Consider the following 25445-nt stretch of genomic DNA (forward strand, 5'->3'; position numbering starts at 1 on the left):
TGCCGGATATTGCCGGATAAGCTCCATTTAATTCAACAATCATATACTAACGACTATCAAAATGGACAATAACGAATTTAATTTATCAAATTTTACCGTAAAAGTATATTTAAAAAAGAATAATCGAATAGCATTCCATTTAGCTACCTACCTAATTTTTAAGTCAGAAATAAATTTTGTCTCAACTGATCTGAAAAAATATGATTGTCATATTATTTTAAAAAATGGGATGAAAATTGAATTCGATAGGAAGTACTATGTGGCAAGCCCGACAAACTATGATAATAGCTTTGACGGAAGAGCAAAAGTGATTGAACTGCACTATACCAAAATAATGGACTACATGCTATTAGAAGATAGCGTTATTGATTTTGAAATGAGTTTTAAATTTAAAGAATACAATTACATCCCCGAAAAAACACATTCAATAAAAAGTTTTGGGATTCTAAAAAAAATGTATGATGAAAGATATTTCGAATAATAGAATTATCAATTATTACACAGTAACTTTGTTTATACACATAATAAAATAAAAAATAGGCTCATGAACACCAATACGATAACGCTAAATAAATCTCTGGAATTTTTTAAAGCATGTAAAGAAGATGAAATAACATTTGAGAATTCACACTGTGGCACTTACACAGATCTTTATTCTAAAATAATAGATGTAGAAATGACATCGCTGCGGGTAAAAGTTAATTCGGCTTATCCAAAACCCGATTGTGTAGATGACAACAATTGCACACATGTATTCATCGAATCAATTCGCAGCATAGTAAGTAAAAACTTGGTCATAGAGGAGCATGAAATAGATGGTAAAATAATTGCATTGGAAGCCTTCATAGATAGAAACCGAACCATATTCACTCCAACAGAACAAAAAAAGCTGGAAGATTTACTGGAGCGCTTCAGAACATTCTACAGTAAAATTTTGCTCGAAAATACCTTGAATGATAAAGACACAAAGATCGATAGAGCAAGGTTTAGTCAGTTATTCCATAACTTGTAAAGAATTGATTTAGTAATTTTTAAACTTCTTTAGAAAATGAACAACGAATTTTACAGGCTAAAAACCGCTGAATTACTAAACGAGATTCTGCAAATAAAAACCTTTATAAAAAACCACAATCCCACAATCGGAGTATTGACAGAAGAAATTTTGAGAAAATTTCTATCAACATACCTTCCAAAAGGCGTGGCAATTGAACAGGGTTTTATTATAGACGAAGAAGGAAACCTATCAAAGCAAATCGATATAATAATCTATGACAACCAGCTGTATTCACCATTATACAGGGTAAATGATATAGTGGTTGTTCCTAATAAATCTGTTATAGCAATTATTGAAGTAAAGACCACGGTTAAGGGCAAGAAAGCTTTTCATGACATAATAAATTACTTCAAATCGGTTTCTAAAATCCTTGATAACAGAACGAAAACCCATCTCTTTATCTACAACGCTGCAACAACTTTCAAACTCAATGAGTATTTCCAAAACTATAAGCACCCGGGTGATTACCAAAAGTTTGATCACGACACTTTTCACTATTTGCCGGATGTAATTACTGGCATACAGGCATCATATCATCTAAGGAAAGATCATGTTGTTTTTGAAAGGGACATGATGGGTTATACTGCTTACAATTATGTAGATAGTACTGATAAGGATATTAGTTCTTTAGAATTGTTTTTCAAAAATATTTATAGCAGTATTTTTAATTATAATATGGAAAAAATTGATAGCAACTTCAAGGTTAGCAGAGATTTTAATATAGTAAATGATTCCAATCTTAAAAGTATATTTGCTATCGAACTTTTTGATATGTAAAATTATATAGGCTCCAAACAGCATAAATAAGAAGCTATTAATCTAATAAATTAAAAATATGTCTGTAACCCCAATTTGGCATCAACGTACTGCTGATATAAATCTCGAAATGCAACCAGATCAATTGATCGATAAATACAGTAAAGGTGGTTTTCATATTTATAAATCATCTTGGGACGACCTCAAGAAAGCAATGGATCCAAACTATGCAAAGCTCTACTCCTCTCCAAAATTATATACAAGGAATCAGGAAAAAGAAAAACTTGACAGGGTTATTGACAACTGGAATTCAGGAGTGCCTTTAATTCCTCCTATGTTGATAGATATCGGTAATAATACGCTGGTTCCGGCAGATGGCAAGCACCGTCTAAAAGTGGCATCACTAGCAGAATCTGACGATATATATTTTATTCTTTTTGATGTTGATTTAGAAAACGTAAATCAATATTTCTGCCCCGAATTGGTTGATTAAAAATCGCTGCTTACATCAGCTTAACTTATTATGATTGTCAATTAATAATTTTTCTTAAAAAATCCATATCTTCATCAATTACAAATATTGACGTTTCATCAAATCAACTTTGCGAAACGTTTAGACAATACTTTTTTTGATAATTACTTGAAAAGCAGGATATGTCTAATGCAAAAAACCTGGATTGGCAAACCTATGAGTCAATCACAAAATACATTTATGAATCTTTAGGACAGCGGTCGGGAGTCAAGATAGTCGGCTACGGTAGTACCTGCAAGAAAAAGGGTAAATCAGGTGTGAGCCATCAAATAGATGTTATAACATCACATACAGACGGTATTCATTCCTATGAAACAGCTATTGAATGCAAGTACTGGAAAGACAAGGTAAATAAAGAGACTGTGATGAAACTTTCAGAGACAATTGAAGATACAGGTATGAGTAAAGGGATCATTGTTTCCAAAAATGGTTTTACACAAGATGGTATTGAGTATGCAAAGTATAGGAACATCGGACTTGTTGAACTTCGCGAATTTGAGAAAAAGGACCTACAGCATAGTGCTCCTGAAATGGAAATTGGGACTATTGACTTGAACTTTAGCATAATTAGAAAGCGTCCAGAAATTTTGAGCATTAATATTGGTGATAACAGGAAAATGGATATCAAACATGAATTCGACTATTTAGACTATACAGTTATACTTCAGAACGAAACACAGCGTCCATTTTATGACTACGTCAATGATTTTCGAAATGAGATAAATAGTCAAAATAAAAAATCGGAGATAATTACAAAAAGTTATAAAATCCCTGGGAGCAAATTAAATAACAGAAGAACAGACGAAACACTACATTTAAATGAAATTATTTTTTCTGGGAACATATCCGAAACTGATCTAAGTCGTAAAGTACAAATTAATCTAGTCGATAAAGTGTGGCTAATTATGAAATCCATTTTTGACGAACGTACATTTACTTTTTCGGAAAACGGTTTAATTATAGAACATAAAAAGCGAGAGTAACTACCATCCAAAGGTGCAAAACGTTATATAAAAAATACTTCTGTAATTAGAAAATGGCAAGTACTGGAAAAAGCTTAAATATCTTTTTCGTATTAGATATAATATAAATTTAAAACCATTTTTAACATGAGCATTAAAGCCTTTATGAATGCCAATTCACCAGCTATAAAAGAGTTGGTAGTCAAAATATCTAAAGATAAATTTGATTCACATGAGTTTATTAAGCTTTTTATGAAAAGATTCGAACCAGAATACATCGGGTTTTTGGCAAAGTATCCAAAGCATTCGCATAGGATTGTAAATTCACAAATAGCGCGAAATCTCTATAGCATGAAAGACCTGAATATTCAAAAAATTGCTAAGGTTAAGAGCGAAAGTGTTTTTGGCAATGAAGTTAAAAATCAGGAATGGCAAGTGGGCTAGTTGACCTCACTCGCAAGTAAAATCAAGAGCTCTTGTTTCATATATGGGGAATCACTAATTTATTTACTATTTATCTTATTAAATTCTTACTTTTGAACTTTACTTTCAAAATTTATATTATAATAATGAGACAATTTAGACTAACAATCTTGGCTGCCTTTATAATGGTTTGTTCCAATGTTTTTTCGCAATCAACCTGTGTGTTTGATGCAACATATTTCAATAATGACAATGCTGCGCCTTCTTTAAGAATTGGAAAAGGATTTCATATAAATGATATTTATAAGCAGACAAAAAACTGTTTCAAAACAGAAACTATCGCTCTTAATAAATTGACATCGCAACAAGTCGGGGGAAAGAAAACAAGTATTAGGCTTTTTTACACCAAAAACAATAAGGATTTCAATGATTATAAAAGCAGGGGAACCAGCGGTAGTATCAGTTTTCTGAATCTGTTTGTAATGAATGGCAAGAAATTAGATGAATATGCTACTGCAACTATTGAAGAAGAAGAAAGATTGATTTTTACGGCTAATGTCGATTTTGGAATATATTCATTTAACAAGGAACCATTGCTGACTGATGAAGCCAACAATTTAGTAAAGCAAAAGAAAGTAAAAGAATTTGTCAATTTATTTGGCTCACACTACATCAGCGGAATAAGGAAGGAAAGCAGCATAGTGGTCATCTTGACAAAAAACGACATTGAAAAAAATTACGCTTACAACAGTAAAAATAATTTAGGAGTAAAAGGCACAGTTCCCTTTAAGGCCAAAGGGTCATTGGAAATTGAGAATGGTGATTGGGTCAATAACCAATTAAAAAACAGTAGTTACTCTGTATCTGTAGAAATAAATGGACCGGCAATCGAACAGTCAGTTATTCAAAATAAGATCAATGCAATTTTAAATGGCAATACAAATAATAAAGCGGATGCTATCGCTGAAATTATCGGAAGTGCCGTTAAGAATATTGCTGATCCAAACCAAAGCAGCATTACACAATATTATTATGCTCCTTTTTCTTTGTATGGTCTCGAAGGTATAAATTGGGATGCTAAAAAGCAGGGAGAACTCACTAAGTTGAATGAGACATTGGTTAACCTGTATAGAAATAAATCCTTTATAAATAATCTGGTTGACAACTCATCAATCGATGAAATCATTAATGAATACAGGCAGAAGCAAGCTTCTGTTGAAGTGCTGAATTCAGTTCAAAGAAAAAGCCAGGAAACAATTGAAAATTTAAGGGGTTATGGGTCTGAATTGGATGGATTAATGGCTAAGATAGAAGAAAAATATACGGCCTGTTCAGACATCTTTTGTACTGTGAATTCGGATTGTTGCAGTAACAACGAGTTCATTTCAAATATTAATAAACTTAATTTCGACAACAAAATCAAGGAAGAATTGGTGGCTTTTTGGAACGTACTTAATAATGCGAAAAATGAAGTAAATAAACCGGAATGCGAAAAGCGGCAACAAGGAAAGATAGTGATTCAAAATTTATCTTCTAATCCATATGACTTATTTCAAGGAACTAAATTTATTCAGAGCATGCCCGGGAAATCGACTGCAACTTTTTATGTAAATAATGGCAATTATCAATTTAAGGCGGTTCAAAAATCGGGTTATGCCTTATATCCGACAGAAAATATAAGAAATGCTCAAATTTCTGGTGTTTGCCAGGAAGTAGTATTAAAAGTCGGGTTTTAAAATAAAATCAAGTCTACAGTATGGGAACGGCGCAGGATCGAATAGCAAACTATAAGAATTTTGATTCTCAGTTACAAACTGTAGATCTAATCGAGTCCTTTGACCAAACTGAAATTACAATTCATGGGTTTGAAAATTGCAAATCAGAAATAACGAAATCCAATCGAAAGTTTGGGTTAAAAATTGAAGGTGTTTTCTCTACTGCAAAAGTTACTAATCGAATTTCTATTCGTTTAAATGAAAAAGATTATATTCTGAAATCCTCTGATTTTACATCCCATGCTGTTCATGTTAGTATTTTTGAAGGCGTAAGTGCAACACATACTTTTGATGTACAGGGTTTACAAAGTGATGGGTGGAAAAATGAAACACGTTCTAAATTTCGTTGCATTTTCCCAACCGATATTGATCTTTTAGGTTCATTCTGTTTTTTATTCAAAACAACTGTGTATGAAAATGGCACAACTGTATATGCATTCGATTGTATAAGGTTAAAATTGGAAAATAAAACCTACGATGTAGTTCAGGTAAAAAAAAATGGAAAAGGCTATTATATTTTTGACAGTTTGGAAGAGCAATCTTTAGAAGAATTTCAGGAAGTCTGTTACGCCATTCAGCAATCTTTAGGCTTTTTTGTCGGGTATATGCCGGGTGGAGAGAAATACGTTTTCTCAGGTGACGATTTTATATACTCAAATTACACAAGACCGGCATTAAAGTCAATTTTTAATCCTGTGAACAGTAATGCATACTCAAAGTTATATGATAACAAAGATGCTGCTGCCGAATTTCAAGGTAAACTCACTTTGATACCCATGGAAACAGTTGCTAATCTAACTTCACTTATTAAAAAAAATAAGAAGGTATCGGTGACAATCATTTTATTACTTGAAGCGGCAAATGCCCGGTCGTTGTTGATGATACCAAGTATGTTTTCGGTTATTATTGAATCGCTCGCAAAGATAATAGCGACAGAAGAGACGGGCAAAGTGCTTCCCATAAGCAATAAAGAAGTTAGTAAGAGGATTATCAAGAAACTTACGGAAGTAATTGATAACAATAGTGCAGACCTGAGTGAAGAAGGAGCATTAAAAATTAAGAGACGGCTACTGGCAATTAATAATCCTATGGTCAACGAAAAGCTTACTAATAATGAAAGATTGACGCGGCCATTCGAACAGTTGGGAATTAAGCTAACTATAGAAGATATAATAGCTATTGAGCATAGAAATGATTTGTTGCACGGAAATATCCTTTTAGATACCGGTGAAGAATTAACTTCAGAAGAGGAAGATAATTATATGGCTTACATAAGCGGTAAACTTTTTACGCTGATCAGTAAGTTAATCTTAAAATATGCAGGATATGATGGATATGTAATTAATTATGCAAAGCTCTACAATCCTGATTGCAATGAGGACTATTATGACAAGATATAAATAGTAGCTATTTAAATCTTCTATCTAGTTAATCATATAATACACTTTAAACTCTACTCTAAACTCCGAGAACAACGTTCTTCCAAAAACCTTTCAACTTCACGCAGTATATGTTCATTGTCAGATTGCTGTTTCTTGGCAAACCTTTTTCGGTCTAACCGTACTTCACGGCAAAACAGTACAATAAAAATAATAAGTAAAATAACAATCCAGATAAAGGCCATAGTGTGTCAAGTCAGAGATTTCAAAAATAAGAAGTAAAAATTGGCTACGCGATTTTTATAGTATGCCATTCCGGAATTACACACTGCATTTATAAAAAATAAGTTTTGGGAAAAATAATATTTTGTCAAAGTTTAATGAATGAAATTATCCTACGCAATTCGGGAATTACGCACTATGCAATTCGGATTTGACCCGAGCGCAGCGAACTGGCGCAGCATATTAAGAGGAGGACTGCCGGTGGCAGTCAGGTACACGAACTTTAGTTCGTATTTCTCTTTTATACTTTCACCATCCCATTTACTAATTACAATAATACCAAACTGTATTAAATTATTGTATGCGATTCGGGAATAAAGAGTATTCAATTCGGGAATCACATACTCAACCACTTGCAACCAATCCCCCACTCCAATAGATTTGCTTTTGTCAAACCAACCAGCGCAATATGAAATTGCTTTCCCAAAAACTACTATCCGAGCTGCAGTTACGTTTGGATATAATCCATTCCGAAACTACCGAACCGCTTGACTATGCAGAAAAAGGAATAAAGGCATCCATAGCAGTTCTTGAAAAATTGAAAACCAAATTCATATCCCATGTTTTTCAGGATAAAGGGGAAGAAATCGACTTTTTTCGCAACTATAAGCCTCAGCTGGCATCCAAGCTCATTTACTACAATGAGGTATATACCATCACATCCAATAAACCGATTGGTTCCAAAAAAGCAATACGGAATTACTATAAAACCGAATTGGACAAGCTTGAAATCTTCTTTAATGAAAACCTCGAATTTTATCGCTACTACCGCACCGGCAATCAGGCATTGGATAACAAGTACTTTTTACGGGGAAAATACGACGTACGACTAACCTTGGATAGCTTTTACTTTCAGGCCGATCAGCGATTTTCTACTTCTCATGATTATAAAGTGGCACAAATTTTAGCGAACGATGCGATTAAGGTCTTTCTCGAATCGGAAATACTAAAGCTTGTCAGTAACTCCGAAAATCCTTCTTCTCTATATAGACATAATGGTCAATCCTGGACAGGCTCGAAAGTTGCTCTGATAGAATTAATTTACGCACTTCACGCAGAAGGAGTATTTAATAACGGCCAATCAGAATTAAAAGAAGTCGTAAAAAGTTTTGAGTCTGCTTTTGATATTGACTTAGGACAGTTCAATAGGGTTTTCCTAGAAATACGCGCCAGAAAATCAGAAAGGACAAAGTTCCTTAACACATTAAAGGAAAAGTTAATCTTGCGGATGGACGATGCAGATGAAATATAAAAAAGTCCCTCTCGTCAGAGGGACTTTTTTTTTTACTTATTCGAAACAATTCCTGTTACTAGGCCTTCAATAATAGCCTTAGCTTCATTTTCCTCGGCACCTTCTTCCGTTCCAAATACATGCCCTACAAATATGATCCAATATGGATCAGTATTCTTTTTGGGTTTCTTTTTTGCCCTATAGGAACTGTATCTGATTATGGATGTTGTTGTCAGGATAACCCGTCTATCATTAGCTGTGAGTAAATTGCTATTGAGGACAGTCTCTTCATATTTTATAACTGCACTGTACATAGTCAAAGCATCCGTTTCAGAATGATAAAGAGCCACAATAGAAATTAAAAAATTACTAAAACTTACCTTTGCAGCAGCTGATAATCCACTTGTGCCAACAATCGCTGCAATATCTCCATTGCTTCGATCCGCAAGGTACTGAACACGTTCCGTAGATAACGGTAAGTATACTGAGCCATTAATTCCAATAAAGGATGTATTTGCTTTGGCAATTGATTCAACGGCTGCAATAACCGTGTCCACTTCCTTGGTACGACTCGTCCCATCATAATAAGCATCGAAAAGTTCATCATAAATCCGTCCGGCGTTATCATGTGGATTTGCGTTATAGGCTGGTAATATATCACCACCGTCTCTGTTACTTAAAGCGGGGGTATTTTCCTGAGCTATGTTTTCATCGTCAGCACAGGAAGCAAAAAAGGTCATAATTAGTAGGCATGAATATATTTTTTTCATGGTTGTTTAATGTTAAAATGTTACTGATTACTTTTTTCATCAGTTCATTTCGCCCGGGGTAATCTGAACAGTGGGATTGATTTTGCTCATAACAAAACCTTTTGAATTCGCAGCAAATCTACCAAGCCATTTGTCCCACCACAAGCCAACAACTATGGCATTCCGGAATCCGTATATGTGTTATTCCCGAATGACCTACCTTACCTTTTTACCTAAACAACCACTTTTCAAACACTTACACATTCATCAGTATATTCCGAATATTTTTCTTTCGTCGAATAGTACTATTCCAATTATTTTTTTACATTTATTCGCAAATTGTACCACTTTTAATAAGTGATGCGATTGTATATTAATGTCAATATTTGATAATGTTTCAGAAGAAATACGCAATTATTTTTTTCTTAATAGTGAATTGTACTTTGGCGCAGTTGCCTAATAATTCGGCTTTTGACAGTCTTTCTAATAAAAGCTATGAGTATTTGCGTAATGGGTTTGAAACTACCATATACAATAAGGATAAATCAAAAATCTACGTGCAGGTGTGGCTGCAAAAAGCGAAGGCAGAAAAAGATAACTACCATCAATTAGCATTGGCTTACAAAGCATACGTAATCAATGCCGACAAATCCATAAGGCTTTTTTATGCCGACAGCATGATTAGCAATGCCAAAAAAACAAACGATGATGAACTCATTGGCTCATCATATATGGCAAAGGGTATAATCCATTACAATCGTAATGAACATAGTAAGGCGCTCGATAACTATTTAATTGCGGACAGGTATATTGCTCAAACCAATATGACACCACTGAATTACCAGATAAAATACGGAATTGCACAAATTAAGTATTACCTCGGATTTTATGACGAGGCAATTTCTCTCTTCAGGGAATGTGTAGGTTATTTTAAGAACGAAAATGACCGCGCTTATCTTAACTCAATACACTGTCTTGGGTTGTGCTACAATCAAACGGGTAATTACAATTTGGCTACAATCACTAACCAGATAGGAATTAGTGAGGGCAGGTTATTTGAAGATACAGGCATGGAATTCTATTTTAATCACTCAGAGGGCATAAATCAATGTTCAATCGGTAATTATACTGCTGCCATTACAAAACTGAAGTCAGCATTGCCGGAGATTATTGCACTAAACGATGACACAAATGAAACAGTAGCCTATTTTTATATTGGAAAATCGTACTGGTCATTAAAGCGGTATAATGACGCAGTGACATATTTTAAAAAAGTTGACCATATATTTCAGAAGAAAGGATATATACTGCCCAATCTCCGTCGGGGCTATGAATATTTAATAGATTATTATAAACAACACAACGATACTGAATCGCAGCTTTTCTATATCAACCAATTATTAAAAGTGGATAAGGTATTGGCGCAGGATTATAAATACCTTTTAAAGAAAATCGTAAAGGAATATGATACCAAGGAACTTATAAAGGCCAAAAACGCAATCGAGAATACAGTGGTGCTTACCCGAATTTTGGCTTGCATAATCGTTTTGCTTATGGCAGTAATCATTATGTATTTAATTCAAAAAAATAGACGAAACAAAAAGCTATTTGAAGAATTAATGAATCGGGACACTGGAAATCATATGCATCCATCTGATACTATTTTTGAAGGGCTTGAAAGTTACCCGAGCGCAAGCGAACTGGCGAAGCAAATTCCGGAGATTCCGGAAACGGAAAGCAATGACAAACAGCCTACTCGTGATATCACCCCCGCTATTGAAGCCGCTATTGTCAAAAATTTAGAGAAGTTTGAGCTCAACAAGAAGTATCTGGAAAAAGATATGACAGTCACAAAAATGGCAACAATTCTACACACCAACTCAAAATATGTAACAAAGGTGATCGCAAAGCATCGCGGCAAAGGAACTATAGAATACATCACCGAATTAAAATTAGATTACATCATCGAAATGCTCAAAACCGACAGTCGCTACAGGAATTACACCAACAAAGCACTTGGCGATGAAGCCGGGTTTCGTACCACTCAAAATTTCACCCGCGCTTTCAAATCCCACACCGGAATTACGCCAACCTACTTCAGTTACAAATTAAAGAAGTCAATAAATACGGGAGATTCACAATAATTTATAGTTTTTTCTTTCACAACTTGTGAACGACTTGTGAAATAAAAATTTCCAAATCACACAATTTTGTGCCATAACAATGTAAAACATAAATTATGGCAGTTGAAATTCTTACCAAGGAAGACCTAAACGATTTCCGCACATTACTTTTAAATGACATTAGAGAAATTCTCCAAGGCAAAACCGAACAGACCAAACAATGGTTAAAATCAAAAGAGGTACGCAAACTACTCAATATCTCTCCGGGAACATTACAAACTTTGCGCATTAACAAAACCTTGTCATACACTAAAATTGGAGGCATTATCTACTATGCACAAAAGGATATCGAAAAATTACTCGATGAGAATAAAGTAAGCTCCGAAAGAACCTTGTTCAACTCAAAGTAATTCTAAATCATGAATTACATTAAACACCTTACCGGTTTTTTTGATAAAGTAGCCAATGATAGAATGTTGAATCCAACACATGTAAGTCTATACATGTCATTGTTTCAATTCTGGAATTACAACCGGTTTAGAAACCCGATTAGCATTTCCCGTGATGAAGTAATGAGAATTAGCAAGATTAGTTCAAAAGCAACTTATCACAAATGCCTTAAAGCATTGCATTCACAAGGTTATATCAAATACGAGCCCTCATACAATCCCTTCAAGGGCAGCCATGTTTTTTTATTCAATTTTTCCGATGATTTAAAGCCATTACCAAAAAGTGCCAGTTCAAATTTTAAACCTGTCGATGAACAAGTTCTAAACAAGTTACAGACAAGCAATGCAACAAGTACTGAACAAGTTGATGAACAAGTCGTAGTACCTTATATAAACAATACAAACAAAATAAACGATTTAAACAATTCAAACAGTGTAAACTTGGGCGAGCAAGCAAAAAAAATTGAAGAAGAACAATTTGTTTTTAAAAATGAGACGAACAATCCAAAAGAAAAAAGTTCCGCAAAAAAAGAAAAGACATTTGAGATTAAGAGGAGGACTGCCAGTGGCAGTCAGGTAGATTTAGAACCGCCGAATCTTGAAGAAGTACTCGAATATTTTGGTCATCAACATTTTCCCGAAACCGAAGCCAATAAGTTTTTTAATTATTTCAAAAGCATTGGTTGGCTTGTTGGCGGCAAAACACCAATGGCCGACTGGCAGGCCGCTGCCAATAACTGGATGTTAAACGCTCCAAAATTCATCACCAATGAACGAACAGACAGGACAAAACAACTCGACACCTCAGCAGGAAAAGACTATTCCGAGCCTTTGTAAAACATCAGTTGTCAGAAGGGTTTTGCAGAGCAAAGCGGAGCAAAAAGAAAATAAACACTTCCTTTTAGTAAGGGCCTATTTTCTTTTCCGTACGATTTTCCAATCACGGCTGCGTTGGCGGATGGAAGGCGACCCACGAGTTGAGCCTTTATGGCGAACGGCTTGGGTCGCTGCGGGAGTAGCTGGGATTGTGGAAATCAAGGAAAAGAAAATCGAGCCTTGACCTTTTGTTTCTTTTGGGTCAAGCCAAAAGAAAAGAGATTAAAAAATGTTTTACCAAGATTAACCATATGGACGAAATAAAAAACCATTACAACTATCAAGAAGTGATAACTTGGATTGAGAAGAAAGGCGTTGAACTTTATGGCAGCCATTTCTATATCCCAGAAAGCGACCATTCCGTTATTTACCGTCTAATTGCCTATTTCCTGAAGGACGAACAAACATGCTTCCGCTACAATTTAGATTTGAATAAAGGAATCATACTTTCCGGTCCGGTCGGTTGTGGTAAAACTTCATTGATCAGCATCATGAAATACTTAACTTTGGTGCCTCATAAATTTTCGGTTAAGGCTTGCCGGGATGTAAGCTTTGAATTCATTAAGGATGGTTACGAAGTAATTCACCGTTATGCTAATGGTAAGCTTTATATATCTGAACCAAAAATTTACTGCTTCGATGACCTAGGGGTAGAAAATAATCTAAAATATTACGGGAATGAATGCAATGTAATGGCTGAAGTCTTTTTAAGCCGTTACGACATATTTATCGCAAAAAGAATTCCAACACACATTACGACAAATCTTTCGGCCTCCGAAATCGAACAGCATTACGGTATTAGGGTTAGAAGTCGTCTTCGCGAGATGATGAACCTGATTGCCTACGACAAAAACACAAAAGACAAACGCTAATTAAATATTAAAGCAATGAAAAACAAGACAACCCACTTTTGGACATGGTTCCTCAAACACAAGAACAAATTAAAGAACCTTATGAATTTAAGCAATAAAGAACAAAAGCACTATTTATTTTGGCTGGATTGGCACTTACAATTCTATTTCCCTGGACTCGAATATATAATTGTATTTCCTAAAGTGAAGAAAAAAAAGACGCAGCTGATAATATCCGCAAGTGGACAACAGGAACTTTTCAATATGGTTATTGAATTAGAAAAAACCGCTCCCAGATTATGGGATTGGAAATTTACCGCACTAATTCAGCCGCGACAGGATATTGATGATATGGAAGCCGGAATAGATGAACCATACATTTTTAATGACATAACTCTAAAAACAAGTGAGCTCAAATTCATCCCGTTTGAATATGACGGGGAGAAAAAAATAGATATGATCGTTTACCTAAAGAATTTTACCATCTATTCACACAATAAAAATTTGCCCGTTCTTATAAATATTATGTTGCAGGATTTACTCGGCGAAAAATTAATGGCTGAAAATATCAATTTTGTCCAGTTAGCACAAATGCCGGAACAGGAAAATGACGAATTAATTTACCTATACGATTTGCAATATTATCTTGACGAAATAAATGCTAAAAGAATAAGTAAACAATAGGTTTTTGAATAATTGTTAAAAGACTATATCGCTTTAACAAATTTTTAATTTAATTTTGATTACATTTGGTTATATTTGTGCTGATAATTTTTCAAATGAGAAGATACCACTTTATATTTTTAGTTTTATTAGGCATATTCCTTATGCCTAATGATGCTATTGCTTGTGGTAGTGGTAGCGAAAAGCACTCTTGTAAAAAAGAAGCATCATCAAACAAAACAGAAAAAAAGAGTTGTTGTAGCAAAGACGATAATTCTAAAAAAAATGATAATAAAGGTTGTGGAGGAAAATGTGGACATTCAGAATGTGGTTGTTCTTCAACTTGTCCTACAGCGCCTCTAAATCTATTCTCTGAGATTATTTTTCAAAACAGCACATTTAACTTTTTTTCAAACGAGAAAGTTAAATTTTCATATTCCTCTCCATCAATTTCTGATGGCTTTTATTCCATTTGGCTAATACCTAAAATAAGCTAGATTCCTTTTTTGACAGCCATAAGTGTGTCAAATTCATAGCGTTTTGCTATTCAATTTACAACAGTTTTAGAATGTCTTTTGCTACACCATTATTTGGGTTGCAATACCATTTCTTTAACAACTGTTATTTATTCAAATTTATTTTATCAATCAATCAAGGTAAACCACTTTGATTACTTAAACATTATTTAAAAATGAAAAGTTCATTTATAAAAATAATGGTAGCAGCTGTAATGTTGCTATCAACTTCTATCAACGCACAAATAAAAAATGCAAAAACCGAAACAGTTAAAGTCTATGGAAACTGTGGAATGTGCAAAACTACCATCGAAAAAACAGGAAGTATTAAAAAAATTGCCAAAGTAGATTGGAACCAAGAAACCCAAATGGCAACATTAACTTATGATACAAGTGTAACAAATCAAGACGAAATACTAAAAAGAATTGCATTGGTCGGTTACGATAGTGATAAATTCCTTGCTCCTGATGATGTGTATAATAACCTACACGGTTGTTGTCAATACGACAGAGTGGCAAAAGTACCTGTAAAAGAAGACAACAAAACTACTGCTAGTAGCGAAGACCATTCTAATCACAACCATTCTGAAATGATCACAACCGAGGTTCAAAAGGATAATCAATTGAAAGTAATTTTCGATAATTACTTCTTGTTAAAAGATGCTCTTATTAGTTCTGATGGAACTAAAACAGCATTGGCTTCAAAAGAACTTTTGACAGCAATCAATACTGTAAAAATGGACAAGATTGAAATGGACGCTCACATGGTGTGGATGAAAGTTGTAGATCAGCTAAAAGAAGATGCAGAGCATATCTCAGATACTAAAGACATAAAGCACCAACGCGATCACTTTACCTCTTTATCCAAAGACATGTACACACTAATCAAAGCTGTAAAATATGAAACGCCGGTATATTTTCAATTCTGTCCAATGTACAACGATGGTAAAGGTGCCAATTGGTTGAGCAAAGAAAATGCAGTTAAAAATCCATATTATGGATCAATGATGTTAAGCTGTGGAAAAACAGTAGAGACGATTAAATAATCTAAAAAAAATTAAATATGAAAAATTTATCAATGATAGCTTCATTAGTTGGAGCAATATTTTTAACATCTTGTAATAACAACGATGACAATATGGATACGGTAAATGTCGATTACCCTGCGGCATATATTGTAAACGGTGAAGATGCCACAGTTTCAGTAGTCAAGTTAAGTACTAATGAAGTAACTGAGACAATAGAATTAATGGGAACAGGTTCGGATATGATTATGTGGCCACACCATATCTCATCACATCAAAATCATTTAGCAATTGGAGTACCTGGTATGGACTTAAGCGCTGGGCATTCAGGATTAATGACCGCAGGAATGACAGGAAAACTATTGGTTATCGATGCTATGAATGGTTCAATTATAAAAAACATCAATCTTCCTTTAATGAACCACAATTCAATCTATTCTCCTAACGGAAATGAAATTTGGGTACCTCAAATGGATGAAATGAATAGCAAAGTTCTGGTATATGATGCTACTACGAATGCGTTATTAAATACAATTAATGTTGGAATGATGGCAGCTGAATTAACATTCTCTTCCGATGGTACCAAAGCTTATGTCGCAAATGGTGATGATGATAGTATTACAGTTATTGACGCCAGCACAAAAGCTATAATCACAACTATTACTGTTGGTGACAATCCAGTAGGTGCTTGGACAGGAAGTAATAATAAAATGTATGTAGACAATGAAGATGGACAAACTATTTCTGTTATTGACGTAGCTACAAACTCAGTAGATGAAACAATTACTTTAGGTTTCATGCCGGGAATAGCATCATATAATGGTCCTAAAAATGAACTATGGGTTTCTGACCCAATGAATGGAAAAGTACATTATTGGACTTGGGATGCAGGAATGAATATGTGGATGCATGGAAGTTCACTTAACACAGGTGCTGGTGCTCACGCAATTGCTTTCACAACAGACGGTAACACTGCCTATGTGACAAATCAAACGGCAAATACAGTTTCAGTTGTCAATACTACTAACCATACGGTGACCAAAACAATTAACGTGGGAAATAAACCAAATGGTATTGTTATAAAAATGTAAAACTTTATAAAACTAAGTCTGATGGTAGCATTGGACTTAGTCTTACAACAAAAAGTAATACTAAATCGATGTAAATGAAAATATTTTTTTATATGACAGTACTCATATTGTACTCATTTTCAATAAAAGCCCAAATTAAGGTTGGTGATACAATACCATCACTTATACTAAAAAGTAGTAGCAACAGTGATGTAAACACCTCATCATTCAAAGGCAAATATGTACTTATCGATTTTTGGGCATCTTGGTGCGCGCCTTGTAGATTAGGCAATAAGAAGTTAGTAAAACTCCATAATGACATAGATACAGCCAAAATTGAAATAATAGGAATATCAATCGATACAGACACAAGTAAATGGCTTAAAGCTATTGAAAAAGATAAAATTAAGTTCACTCAATTGATAGACTCAAAAGGTTTTGATGCTAATACTGCAATAGTTTTTGGAGTAGATGAATTACCATCAAAATACTTGTTTAATCCTGAAGGTATACTAATTGCAAAAAATCCAACAGAAGAAGAAATAGTAAAATTAATAAAATAGTAAAATGAAGAAAATTAATAAAACATATCTAATAGTAGCATCAATTGTTTTGATGTTCTCAATAAAAGGTAATGCCCAAATCGTAAAAGCCGAAATTAGGGCCACTGGTTTAACTTGTTCTATGTGCTCAAATGCTATAAACAAACAGCTAAAAACATTACCTGAAGTAGTTAATGTTGAAACTGACTTAAATACCAATACGTTTACAGTAACGTTAACAGAAGGAAATAATTTAAGCCCAAAAGTTTTTAAGGAGAAAGTGGAAAAAGCTGGCTTTTTTATAGGCACATTAGTGATAACAGCAAAACCTGAAACCATAACTAAAAGTCCTTATATTTTGGTTAATGACATAGCAACAAACGGAACGGAAATACAATTTCAAGTAGTTGACAAAGGCTATGTAACTGAAAAGGAGTTCAAAAAATTATCCAAATCATATAAGAATGTCGAAACGTATGCTGCAATCAATGAAGATGATTTCCACATTAAAATTCTAAATTAATGAGAAAGATAATTTTATTTTTTATTGCTGTAAGTTGTCAAGATGTTTTTAGCCAAGAGTTATTTGTAGTAACGGATCCGGCCAGTAATGTTCCTGCAAATTCGTTAGCAGTCAATGTAATGCAGTCTCTTTTTAAAGAGGAAATGAAATCAGGCTACAATTACCATTTTATGCCCGAAGTGACTTATGGTCTAAACAAAAACATAATGTTTCGAGCTTCTGCTTTTATAAGTAATAGAAGCAATCAACTAGTTACCGAAGGAGGTAGTTTTTATACTAAGTATCGTTTCTATTCATCAGATGATCTGAACAGTCATTTCAGAATGGCTGCATTTGGAAGATATAGTTTCAACAACGCTGACATTCACCAAGAGCAAATAGAAATATTAGGACACAACACAGGTTTCGAAGGAGGATTTGTAGCCACTAAGTTGATTAAAAAACTGGCAATTAGTTCGTCCATAAGCTTTGAGAAAGCCTTTGACAACAAGCCTGATTATCCGTTTCCTGATAATATGGGCGACAATGCTACAAATTATACCTTATCATTCGGTAAACTAATGTATCCAAAAAAATACACCAGTTACAAGCAGACAAACATCAACCTTATGGTTGAATTTGTCGGGCAAACCATTAATGAAAATGGTAAGTCGTATCTAGACGTTGTTCCTGCAATACAATTCATTTTCAACAGTCAGGCACGATTGGACTTTGCTTACCGACAAGAGCTTTTGAGTTCAATGGTACGCTCTGCTCCAAATGGTTTTTACTTCAATTTATATTATACTTTTTTCAATTTAAAAAAATAAAACCAAGATGAGTAAAACAAAATTTATCCCTGCATTAGGTTATGATTTTTTAAGCGATTACTATGATTTAGCTATAAAAGTAACAATGCCTGAAAAAAAGTTCAGAAACAGATTAATTGATTTTGTAGACCCAAAAGAGAATGAAAAAATAGTAGAGTTTGGTTTCGGAACGGCCCAAAACATTATCATACTCAAACAACGTTTTCCTAATTGTAATGTACTAGGAGTTGACATCGACCCAAAGATTAAGTCAATAGCTGAATATAAATTAAATAAGGCAGGAATTCAAGTACCGCTTTTTTTGTATGATGGAAATAAGTTACCATTTGAAGATGATTCATTTGACAAGGTTTATAGTTCTCTTGTTTTTCATCAGTTAGACATGATTACAAAGTTGAAATGTTTATTAGAGATTAATAGGATATTAAAACCAAATGGAGAAGTAATCATTGGAGATTGGGGTAAAGCAAAAACAAAATGGATGAGACTATCCTTTTACTTAGTTCAATTATTAGATGGTTTCAAAACTACCACTGATAACGTGAACGGATTAATGACAAAATACATTACTGATGCAGGATTTAAAAATGTTGAAGAAATAAGCTATATCAATACCTCAATAGGAACTTATTCATATTACAAAGCTTACAAAAATTAAATTTCAATCTATTTATTTATAAATAACTCTAAAGCATAGAACAATGAATAAAATGGTAAAAAAAAGTAATCCAATACTAATTGCAATACTAATTGCGATTATCCCAACAATAAATCTATTTGCACAAAAGGGATATAATTCAAATGGTCCACATAATGGAATCATCAAAAAAGTCAAAAACTATTATATAGAAACTTTAATAAGAGATAACAAAGTGTATTTTTTCTTTCTAGATGAAAAATTGAAGCCTATAAACAATTCTGAAATAACAGGAACAGCTACACTACTATTTGCCGATGGAAAATCAAAAAAAGTAGAACTGACAAATGTAGATACTGATGCTTTCACCGTAAATGAAATAAATGCATATGCTTACACTGACATTTATTTAACTTTTAAAATCAAAGGAAAATCAATCTCAACTGTATTTTCTAAAGAAACAAAGCTTGAAGTTTTACCTAAAGAAATAATTAAACATTACCACGAACAAGGCACAGAACACAGTTACAAATAAAAAATATTTAACATTAACTTAAAATTTTAAAATCATGAAAGCACTCATTTTAACAGCTATTTTAGCAGTCTCTTTATTAGTTTCTTGTAATACTAAAACAAAAGAAACAGAAAACAACACTACAGAAGCTTCAGCCAATTCAAGCGAGTTATTTGCCTGTCCAATGCACCCGGAAGTAACAGGAAAAAAAGGAGAAAAATGCTCCAAATGTGGTATGGAATTAACAGAACCGGTTACATCAAAAAAGATGGAAGATGTAAAATCAACCGAAACAAAAACCGATGTCACTACAGTAACTCAAGCAGACTATACAACAGATATTATTATTAGCTATATAAATCTTAAAAACAGATTAGTAAATGATGACAGTAAAGGTGCAGCAGATAAAGGAAAAGTACTATTAGCATCATTTGAAAGATTTGATACAAAAACATTAGATGCAAAACAAAAAAAGGAATATTTAGACATTGCTGATGATGCAAAAGAGCACGCAGAACATATAGGTGACAACGCCGGGAAAATAGACCATCAAAGAGAACATTTTGCCACACTTAGTAAAGACATCAACGATTTAATTAAAATGTTTGGAACCAAACAAAAATTATATCAAGACCATTGCCCAATGTATAATGATGGTAAAGGCGCTATTTGGATTAGCGAAACCAAAGAAATAAAAAATCCTTTCTATGGCTCACAGATGCTTACTTGTGGTAGTTTGAAAAAAACATTATAAAACATGAAAAGGAAATTAAAAAAAGTAGGAATAGCACTTTTTTTGGTATTGATAGCAATACAATTCTATCAGCCTGCCCTAAATCAAAATCCGAGGCAGGATTATACAAATGATTTTCTTATCACAACTAATGCCCCAAATAATATTTCAAAGTTAATCCAGGCATCCTGCTATGATTGCCACAGTAACAACACCAATTATCCTTGGTACTCTTACATTCAACCCGCTCGTTTTTTTATGGAAAGTCATATTGCAACAGGAAAAGAAAATTTAAATTTTAATGAATGGGGAAATTATAGTAGCCGAAAGCAAAATAATAAATTAGAAAGAATTGCAAAACAAATCGAATCAAACGAAATGCCTTTGAGTTCTTATACTTTAATCCATAAAAAAGCAATCCTTACAGCCTCCCAAAAAAAAGAAGTATTGGATTGGATAAATAAAACAAAAGATAGTATTTCATTACAAAATTAAAAATAATGGTAGAAAAATTAATAACATTCTCGCTACGAAATCGAGCAATTGTCTTGCTGGTTTCAGCTTGCTTATTTGCTTGGGGTGTTTACAGCGTTCAACAAAACCCCATTGACGCCATTCCTGATTTATCCGAAAATCAAGTGATTGTTTTTACGGAGTGGATGGGAAGAAGTCCACAGGTTATAGAAGCGCAGGTTACTTATCCGCTGGTTTCCAATTTACAAGGCATTCCAAAAGTCAAAAATATTCGGGGTGCTTCGATGTTTGGGATGAGCTTTGTCTACATCATTTTTGAAGATGATGTCGATATATATTGGGCAAGAACTCGGGTTCTAGAAAGATTAAATTATGCACAACGATTATTACCACAAAATGTAGTACCAACCTTGGGTCCTGATGGCACAGGTGTGGGTCACGTTTTTTGGTATCATTTAAATGCGAAAGGTATGGACTTGGGAGAACAAAGAGCCTTGCAAGATTGGTACGTGAAATTTGCCTTGCAAACCGTTCCGGGAGTTGCCGAAGTGGCTTCCTTTGGTGGATTTGAAAAGCAATATCAATTAGTTTTAGATCCATTGAAAATGCAATACTACAACGTCAGTATGATGGAAGTAATGAATGCTGTCAAAACAAATAATAATGACGTTGGAGGAAGAAAATTTGAAATGAGCAATATGTCCTATATCGTTAGAGGCTTGGGCTACATCAAAAACATAAAAGATGTAGAAGACATTGCTATTAAAAACTATAATTCCGTTCCGGTAAAAGTTAAAGATATTGGTTCAATACAAATGGGTGGCGATTTGAGACTAGGTATTTTTGATGAAAATGGCAATGGTGAAGTTGTTGGCGGAATTGTGGTAATGCGTTATGGTGAAAATGCTGACAAAGTAATCACGGCAGTAAAAGAGAAAATGAAAGAAGTCGAAAAAGGATTACCTGAAGGTGTTACTTTTAAAACGTCTTATGACCGAAGTGAATTAATAGAAAAAGCAATCGCATCTGTTAAAGGCACTTTAATAGAAGAAATGATTGTCGTTTCAATTGTTGTACTACTTTTTCTTTTTCATTGGCGAAGCGCTTTAATTATACTCATTCAATTACCAATATCTGTGGCTATTGGCTTTATTTTACTCGAAGCATTTGGTATTTCTTCAAACATTATGTCACTAACGGGGATTGCTCTGGCAATTGGTGTTGTCGTTGATGATGGTATCGTAATGGTAGAGAATGCATACAGGACAATTTCGGAGAAACAGGAAGAAATGGACAATAATCAGTAATTGGAAATAAGATGAAAAATAAAATTAAAAATATATTCAAAAAAGAAAACGATCCGTTGTCTTCTGAAGATAAGTTGAAGCTTATAGAAAGCTCTTCCAAATTAGTAGGCCCAGGTGTTTTCTACTCAACAATAATTGTAATTACATCCTTTTTGCCTGTATTTCTTCTCACGGGGATGGAAGGCAAGTTATTTGGGCCACTAGCTTGGACAAAATCGTTTATACTGATAGTTGATGCTTTTTTAGCCATTACACTTACACCTGTGCTAATTAGTTTTTTACTAAAAGGAAAACTTCGCCCAGAAGACAAGAACCCAATTAATAAAAAATTGGAAAGCATTTACACCCCCATTTTAATTTTTTGTTTAAAATGGAGAAAAACAGTATTGGGCATCAACATCATTGCCTTGCTGATTGGCGTATTAATGTTTACTCGTTTAGGTTCAGAATTTATGCCTCCTTTAGATGAAGGATCCGTACTGTTTATGCCAGTAACCTTGCCCGATGTATCCAACTCCGAAGTAAAGAGAATTCTTCAAGTTCAAGACAAATTGATAAAATCAATTCCCGAAGTGGCTCACGTGTTGGGAAAAGCAGGCAGGGCAAATACGGCAACCGATAACAGTCCAATAAGTATGGTTGAAACCATTATTTTGCTAAAACCTCAAGCAGAATGGCGAGAAGACAAAACCAAGAATGATATTATCACGGAAATAAACAACAAACTGCAAATCCCTGGTGTGACCAATGGTTTTACGCAACCCATCATCAACCGTATCAATATGCTTTCAACTGGTATCAGAACTGATGTAGGAATCAAAATCTACGGAGCAAGTTTAGACACCATCAATGTTTTGGCTCAAAAAATTAAAAAGACATTGGAAGGAACTTCTGGAGTTAAAGATTTGTATGCGGAACCCATAACAGGAGGAAAATATATTGACATTGAAGCAAAAAGAGAGGTTATTGGCAGATATGGATTGACCATAGACGATATAAATAACGTAGTTGAAGCTTCAATTGGAGGTATGAAACTAACCACGACTATCGAGGGAAGACAGCGTTTTTCTGTAAATGCCCGTTATGCACAAGAATACCGTAACAGCATTGAAGCCTTAAAAAAACTACAGGTGCAAACAATGGATTTTGGTCCAATACCATTAGAAACTGTAGCTAATGTAAAAATAAGTGACGGTCCTCCAATGATAAATAGCGAAAATGCAATGCTTCGTGGCACTGTATTGTTCAACGTTCGGGAACGTGATTTAGGAAGTACTGTAAAAGAAGCGCAGAAGAAACTCAATGCAATGATGACTAAAATGCCAAAAGGATATTATGTGGAATGGAGCGGACAATGGGAAAATCAAATCCGTGCCAATAAAACTTTAAGTTTAATATTACCCATTGTTGTGGTCATAATATTTCTAGTTTTATATTTTACGTATCATTCAATGAAAGAGGCGTTAATCACAATGATTACAGTACCCTTTGCTCTAATTGGAGGGATTTTTATGGTTTATTTTTATGGAATTAATTTATCCGTTGCTGTTGCCGTTGGCTTTATTGCACTGTTTGGAATGGCAATCGAAACGGCAATGTTAATGACCATCTATTTGAATGAAGCAATGAATAAAATGGTAGAAAAGTACGGAAACACGAAGGAAACCATAACCGAAGAAATATTGAAACAATATATTATTGATGGTTCAGCCAAAAGGTTAAGACCAAAATTGATGACTGTTTCAGTTTCATTATTTGGACTAATCCCCATTCTTTGGGCAACAGGAACAGGATCAGATATAATGCTTCCCATCACTGTCCCACTAATTGGAGGCACCATTACCTCCACGATTTATGTATTATTAGTAACACCGATTGTTTTTGAGATGGTAAAACTTCGAGAATTAAGAACAAAAGGTAAAATAGAACTTATAGATGTTAAAGAATAAATTTTATATAGCCATAAGTTGTTTGATTTTAAGCGCTAGCAATTTAGCAGCCCAAACACTTTCCTTGGATAATGTATTGAATACCATCAAAACAAATAATCCACAATTGAAAATGTATGATGCCGAAATTCAAAGTATGGATGCGGCGGCAAAAGGAGCCAAAAGCTGGATGCCTCCTCAAGTGGAAACAGGTTTTTTTATGACGCCCTACAATACCAAAATGTGGAAAGCAAATGAAATGAACCCTGGTATGGGAAACTATATGTTGGGTGTTACGCAAATGATACCCAATGCATCCAAGTTAAAAGCTGATTTTAATCTTATGAATGCAATGTCATCTGTTGAAAAAGAAAACAAAAACTATACAGTTAATCAATTGAAAGCATTGGCAAAAACAAATTATTATCAATGGTTGGTTTTAAATAAAAAAATAAAAATAGCCGATGATAATTTGTTGCTTTTAGATTATATGATTAAAAGTATGGAAATACGCTACCAGTATAATATGGATAAATTGCCTACTTATTACAAAGCAAAATCGCAATACAGCGCATTAGAAAGTATGATTCTAATGTTGCAAAATGACATTTCCTTAAAGCGAATTATGCTAAACACCTTGATGGCAAGAGATAAAAACACCAAATTTGAAATTGATGAAACTTACGAAATAAAAGATTTTAATTTGGCCATATCAGATACAACTTCTCTTTCTAAAAACCGAAGCGATGTGAAAGCCATCGAAAAAACGATGGAAATAAATCAGCTCAAAATTGTAGCCGAAAAAACAAAGTTATTGCCCGAGTTTGGTATAAAATACGATCATATGTTTGCTTTTGGAGAACAACCCCAACAATTTTCCTTGATGGGAATGATTACCATTCCAATGCCTTGGTCAACTAAAATGAATAAAGCCAATATCGACAGTTTTCAAATTAAAAATGAAAGTTTGAACTGGCAAAAGCAAATGATTTTGAATGAAGCCACAGGAATGATTTCGGGTATGAACAATGAATTGACCGCTTTAAAAAAGCAATACGAGGTTGCACAAAAAAGCATCATTCCTGCCTTGAAAAAAAATTATGAAACTGCAATTTTGGCTTGGCAAAATAATACTGGTGATTTATTTGCCACTCTCGATGCTTGGGAAGCATTAAATATGGCTCAAATTGATGCTTTAGATAAATTGCAAAGTATATTGGCAGCACAAGTAGAAATTGAAAAACAATTAGAAACCAAATAATT

28 protein-coding genes are annotated in these 25445 nt (G+C 33.9%); 27 read left to right on the forward strand and 1 reads right to left on the reverse strand.

Annotated features, from left to right (window positions below; translation table 11 throughout):
* The first annotated feature begins 61 nt into the window (after window positions 1-61).
* The 9 genes from C8C84_RS15055 (at window position 62) to C8C84_RS15100 (ending at window position 8415) form a co-directional block, all read left to right on the forward strand.
* The gene (locus C8C84_RS15055) at window positions 62-481 is read left to right on the forward strand and encodes a hypothetical protein (protein WP_121314426.1); all 420 of its coding nucleotides are present in this window, start codon (window positions 62-64) and stop codon (window positions 479-481) included.
* A gap of 63 nt (window positions 482-544) precedes the next feature.
* On the forward strand, window positions 545-1012 hold the full coding sequence (locus C8C84_RS15060; RefSeq protein WP_121314427.1) for a hypothetical protein: 468 nt from the start codon (window positions 545-547) through the stop codon (window positions 1010-1012).
* A gap of 36 nt (window positions 1013-1048) precedes the next feature.
* Window positions 1049-1831 carry a DUF6602 domain-containing protein gene (locus C8C84_RS15065; RefSeq protein ID WP_121314428.1) on the forward strand — a complete coding sequence of 261 codons (783 nt, stop codon included), beginning with the start codon at window positions 1049-1051 and terminating at the stop codon, window positions 1829-1831.
* A 58-nt stretch (window positions 1832-1889) separates the two neighbouring features.
* Window positions 1890-2303: a hypothetical protein gene (locus tag C8C84_RS15070; protein WP_121314429.1), complete on the forward strand. Its 414-nt coding sequence runs from the start codon at window positions 1890-1892 to the stop codon at window positions 2301-2303.
* A gap of 161 nt (window positions 2304-2464) precedes the next feature.
* Window positions 2465-3325 (forward strand): restriction endonuclease, encoded by an 861-nt coding sequence (locus C8C84_RS15075; protein WP_233549837.1) that lies wholly within the window; start codon window positions 2465-2467, stop codon window positions 3323-3325.
* 126 nt (window positions 3326-3451) lie between these two features.
* Window positions 3452-3748: a hypothetical protein gene (locus C8C84_RS15080; protein WP_121314430.1), complete on the forward strand. Its 297-nt coding sequence runs from the start codon at window positions 3452-3454 to the stop codon at window positions 3746-3748.
* A 125-nt stretch (window positions 3749-3873) separates the two neighbouring features.
* Entirely contained in the window at window positions 3874-5463 is a 1590-nt protein-coding gene (locus C8C84_RS15085) for a hypothetical protein (RefSeq protein WP_121314431.1), read from the forward strand.
* A gap of 20 nt (window positions 5464-5483) precedes the next feature.
* Window positions 5484-6902 carry a hypothetical protein gene (locus C8C84_RS15090; protein ID WP_121314432.1) on the forward strand — a complete coding sequence of 473 codons (1419 nt, stop codon included), beginning with the start codon at window positions 5484-5486 and terminating at the stop codon, window positions 6900-6902.
* A gap of 670 nt (window positions 6903-7572) precedes the next feature.
* Window positions 7573-8415, forward strand: coding sequence for an RteC domain-containing protein (locus C8C84_RS15100; RefSeq protein WP_121314434.1), 843 nt, complete (start codon window positions 7573-7575; stop codon window positions 8413-8415).
* Between the two features lie 32 nt (window positions 8416-8447).
* On the opposite strand, the gene C8C84_RS15105 is transcribed toward C8C84_RS15100, so the two are convergent.
* Window positions 8448-9164 (reverse strand): hypothetical protein, encoded by a 717-nt coding sequence (locus C8C84_RS15105; protein WP_121314435.1) that lies wholly within the window; start codon window positions 9162-9164, stop codon window positions 8448-8450.
* Window positions 9165-9535: 371 nt separating this feature from the next.
* Here C8C84_RS15105 and C8C84_RS15110 point away from each other — a divergent pair, with 371 nt between their 5' ends.
* The 18 genes from C8C84_RS15110 to C8C84_RS15200 all read left to right on the forward strand — a co-directional run bounded on the left by C8C84_RS15110 (window position 9536) and on the right by C8C84_RS15200 (window position 25443).
* Entirely contained in the window at window positions 9536-11287 is a 1752-nt protein-coding gene (locus tag C8C84_RS15110; protein ID WP_121314436.1) for a helix-turn-helix domain-containing protein, read from the forward strand.
* Window positions 11288-11382: 95 nt separating this feature from the next.
* Window positions 11383-11676 carry a helix-turn-helix domain-containing protein gene (locus C8C84_RS15115; protein ID WP_121314437.1) on the forward strand — a complete coding sequence of 98 codons (294 nt, stop codon included), beginning with the start codon at window positions 11383-11385 and terminating at the stop codon, window positions 11674-11676.
* A 9-nt stretch (window positions 11677-11685) separates the two neighbouring features.
* Complete coding sequence (locus C8C84_RS15120) at window positions 11686-12552, forward strand: transcriptional regulator (RefSeq protein ID WP_121314438.1); 867 nt, start codon at window positions 11686-11688, stop codon at window positions 12550-12552.
* A gap of 290 nt (window positions 12553-12842) precedes the next feature.
* Complete coding sequence (locus C8C84_RS15130) at window positions 12843-13463, forward strand: ATPase (protein ID WP_121315092.1); 621 nt, start codon at window positions 12843-12845, stop codon at window positions 13461-13463.
* A 15-nt stretch (window positions 13464-13478) separates the two neighbouring features.
* Window positions 13479-14126, forward strand: coding sequence for a hypothetical protein (locus C8C84_RS15135; RefSeq protein WP_121314440.1), 648 nt, complete (start codon window positions 13479-13481; stop codon window positions 14124-14126).
* A 95-nt stretch (window positions 14127-14221) separates the two neighbouring features.
* Window positions 14222-14602, forward strand: a complete 381-nt coding sequence (locus tag C8C84_RS17020; RefSeq protein WP_147406876.1) for a hypothetical protein — start codon at window positions 14222-14224, stop codon at window positions 14600-14602.
* A 194-nt stretch (window positions 14603-14796) separates the two neighbouring features.
* Window positions 14797-15666, forward strand: a complete 870-nt coding sequence (locus tag C8C84_RS15145) for a DUF3347 domain-containing protein (protein WP_121314442.1) — start codon at window positions 14797-14799, stop codon at window positions 15664-15666.
* Window positions 15667-15683: 17 nt separating this feature from the next.
* Window positions 15684-16736, forward strand: a complete 1053-nt coding sequence (locus tag C8C84_RS15150; protein ID WP_121314443.1) for a YncE family protein — start codon at window positions 15684-15686, stop codon at window positions 16734-16736.
* Window positions 16737-16810: 74 nt separating this feature from the next.
* Window positions 16811-17278 carry a TlpA disulfide reductase family protein gene (locus tag C8C84_RS15155; protein ID WP_199717184.1) on the forward strand — a complete coding sequence of 156 codons (468 nt, stop codon included), beginning with the start codon at window positions 16811-16813 and terminating at the stop codon, window positions 17276-17278.
* A 4-nt stretch (window positions 17279-17282) separates the two neighbouring features.
* Window positions 17283-17780 (forward strand): heavy-metal-associated domain-containing protein, encoded by a 498-nt coding sequence (locus C8C84_RS15160; RefSeq protein WP_121314445.1) that lies wholly within the window; start codon window positions 17283-17285, stop codon window positions 17778-17780.
* Window positions 17780-18589, forward strand: a complete 810-nt coding sequence (locus tag C8C84_RS15165) for a hypothetical protein (RefSeq protein ID WP_121314446.1) — start codon at window positions 17780-17782, stop codon at window positions 18587-18589. The genes C8C84_RS15160 and C8C84_RS15165 overlap by 1 nt, the downstream gene beginning before the upstream one ends.
* A 7-nt stretch (window positions 18590-18596) precedes the next feature.
* Window positions 18597-19247 carry a class I SAM-dependent methyltransferase gene (locus C8C84_RS15170; protein ID WP_121314447.1) on the forward strand — a complete coding sequence of 217 codons (651 nt, stop codon included), beginning with the start codon at window positions 18597-18599 and terminating at the stop codon, window positions 19245-19247.
* 43 nt (window positions 19248-19290) lie between these two features.
* Complete coding sequence (locus tag C8C84_RS15175; protein ID WP_121314448.1) at window positions 19291-19761, forward strand: hypothetical protein; 471 nt, start codon at window positions 19291-19293, stop codon at window positions 19759-19761.
* Between the two features lie 34 nt (window positions 19762-19795).
* Window positions 19796-20494: a DUF3347 domain-containing protein gene (locus C8C84_RS15180; RefSeq protein ID WP_121314449.1), complete on the forward strand. Its 699-nt coding sequence runs from the start codon at window positions 19796-19798 to the stop codon at window positions 20492-20494.
* Window positions 20495-20497: 3 nt separating this feature from the next.
* Window positions 20498-20968: a heme-binding domain-containing protein gene (locus C8C84_RS15185; RefSeq protein ID WP_121314450.1), complete on the forward strand. Its 471-nt coding sequence runs from the start codon at window positions 20498-20500 to the stop codon at window positions 20966-20968.
* A 5-nt stretch (window positions 20969-20973) separates the two neighbouring features.
* The gene (locus C8C84_RS17255; protein WP_121314451.1) at window positions 20974-22254 is read left to right on the forward strand and encodes an efflux RND transporter permease subunit; all 1281 of its coding nucleotides are present in this window, start codon (window positions 20974-20976) and stop codon (window positions 22252-22254) included.
* A gap of 11 nt (window positions 22255-22265) precedes the next feature.
* Window positions 22266-24203 carry an efflux RND transporter permease subunit gene (locus C8C84_RS17260; RefSeq protein ID WP_121314452.1) on the forward strand — a complete coding sequence of 646 codons (1938 nt, stop codon included), beginning with the start codon at window positions 22266-22268 and terminating at the stop codon, window positions 24201-24203.
* Complete coding sequence (locus C8C84_RS15200; protein ID WP_121314453.1) at window positions 24190-25443, forward strand: TolC family protein; 1254 nt, start codon at window positions 24190-24192, stop codon at window positions 25441-25443. Before C8C84_RS17260 ends, C8C84_RS15200 begins: the two co-directional genes overlap by 14 nt.
* The last annotated feature ends 2 nt before the right edge of the window (window positions 25444-25445 follow it).

It is taken from the genome of Flavobacterium sp. 102 (assembly GCF_003634615.1).
In the GTDB taxonomy this organism is placed as follows: domain Bacteria; phylum Bacteroidota; class Bacteroidia; order Flavobacteriales; family Flavobacteriaceae; genus Flavobacterium.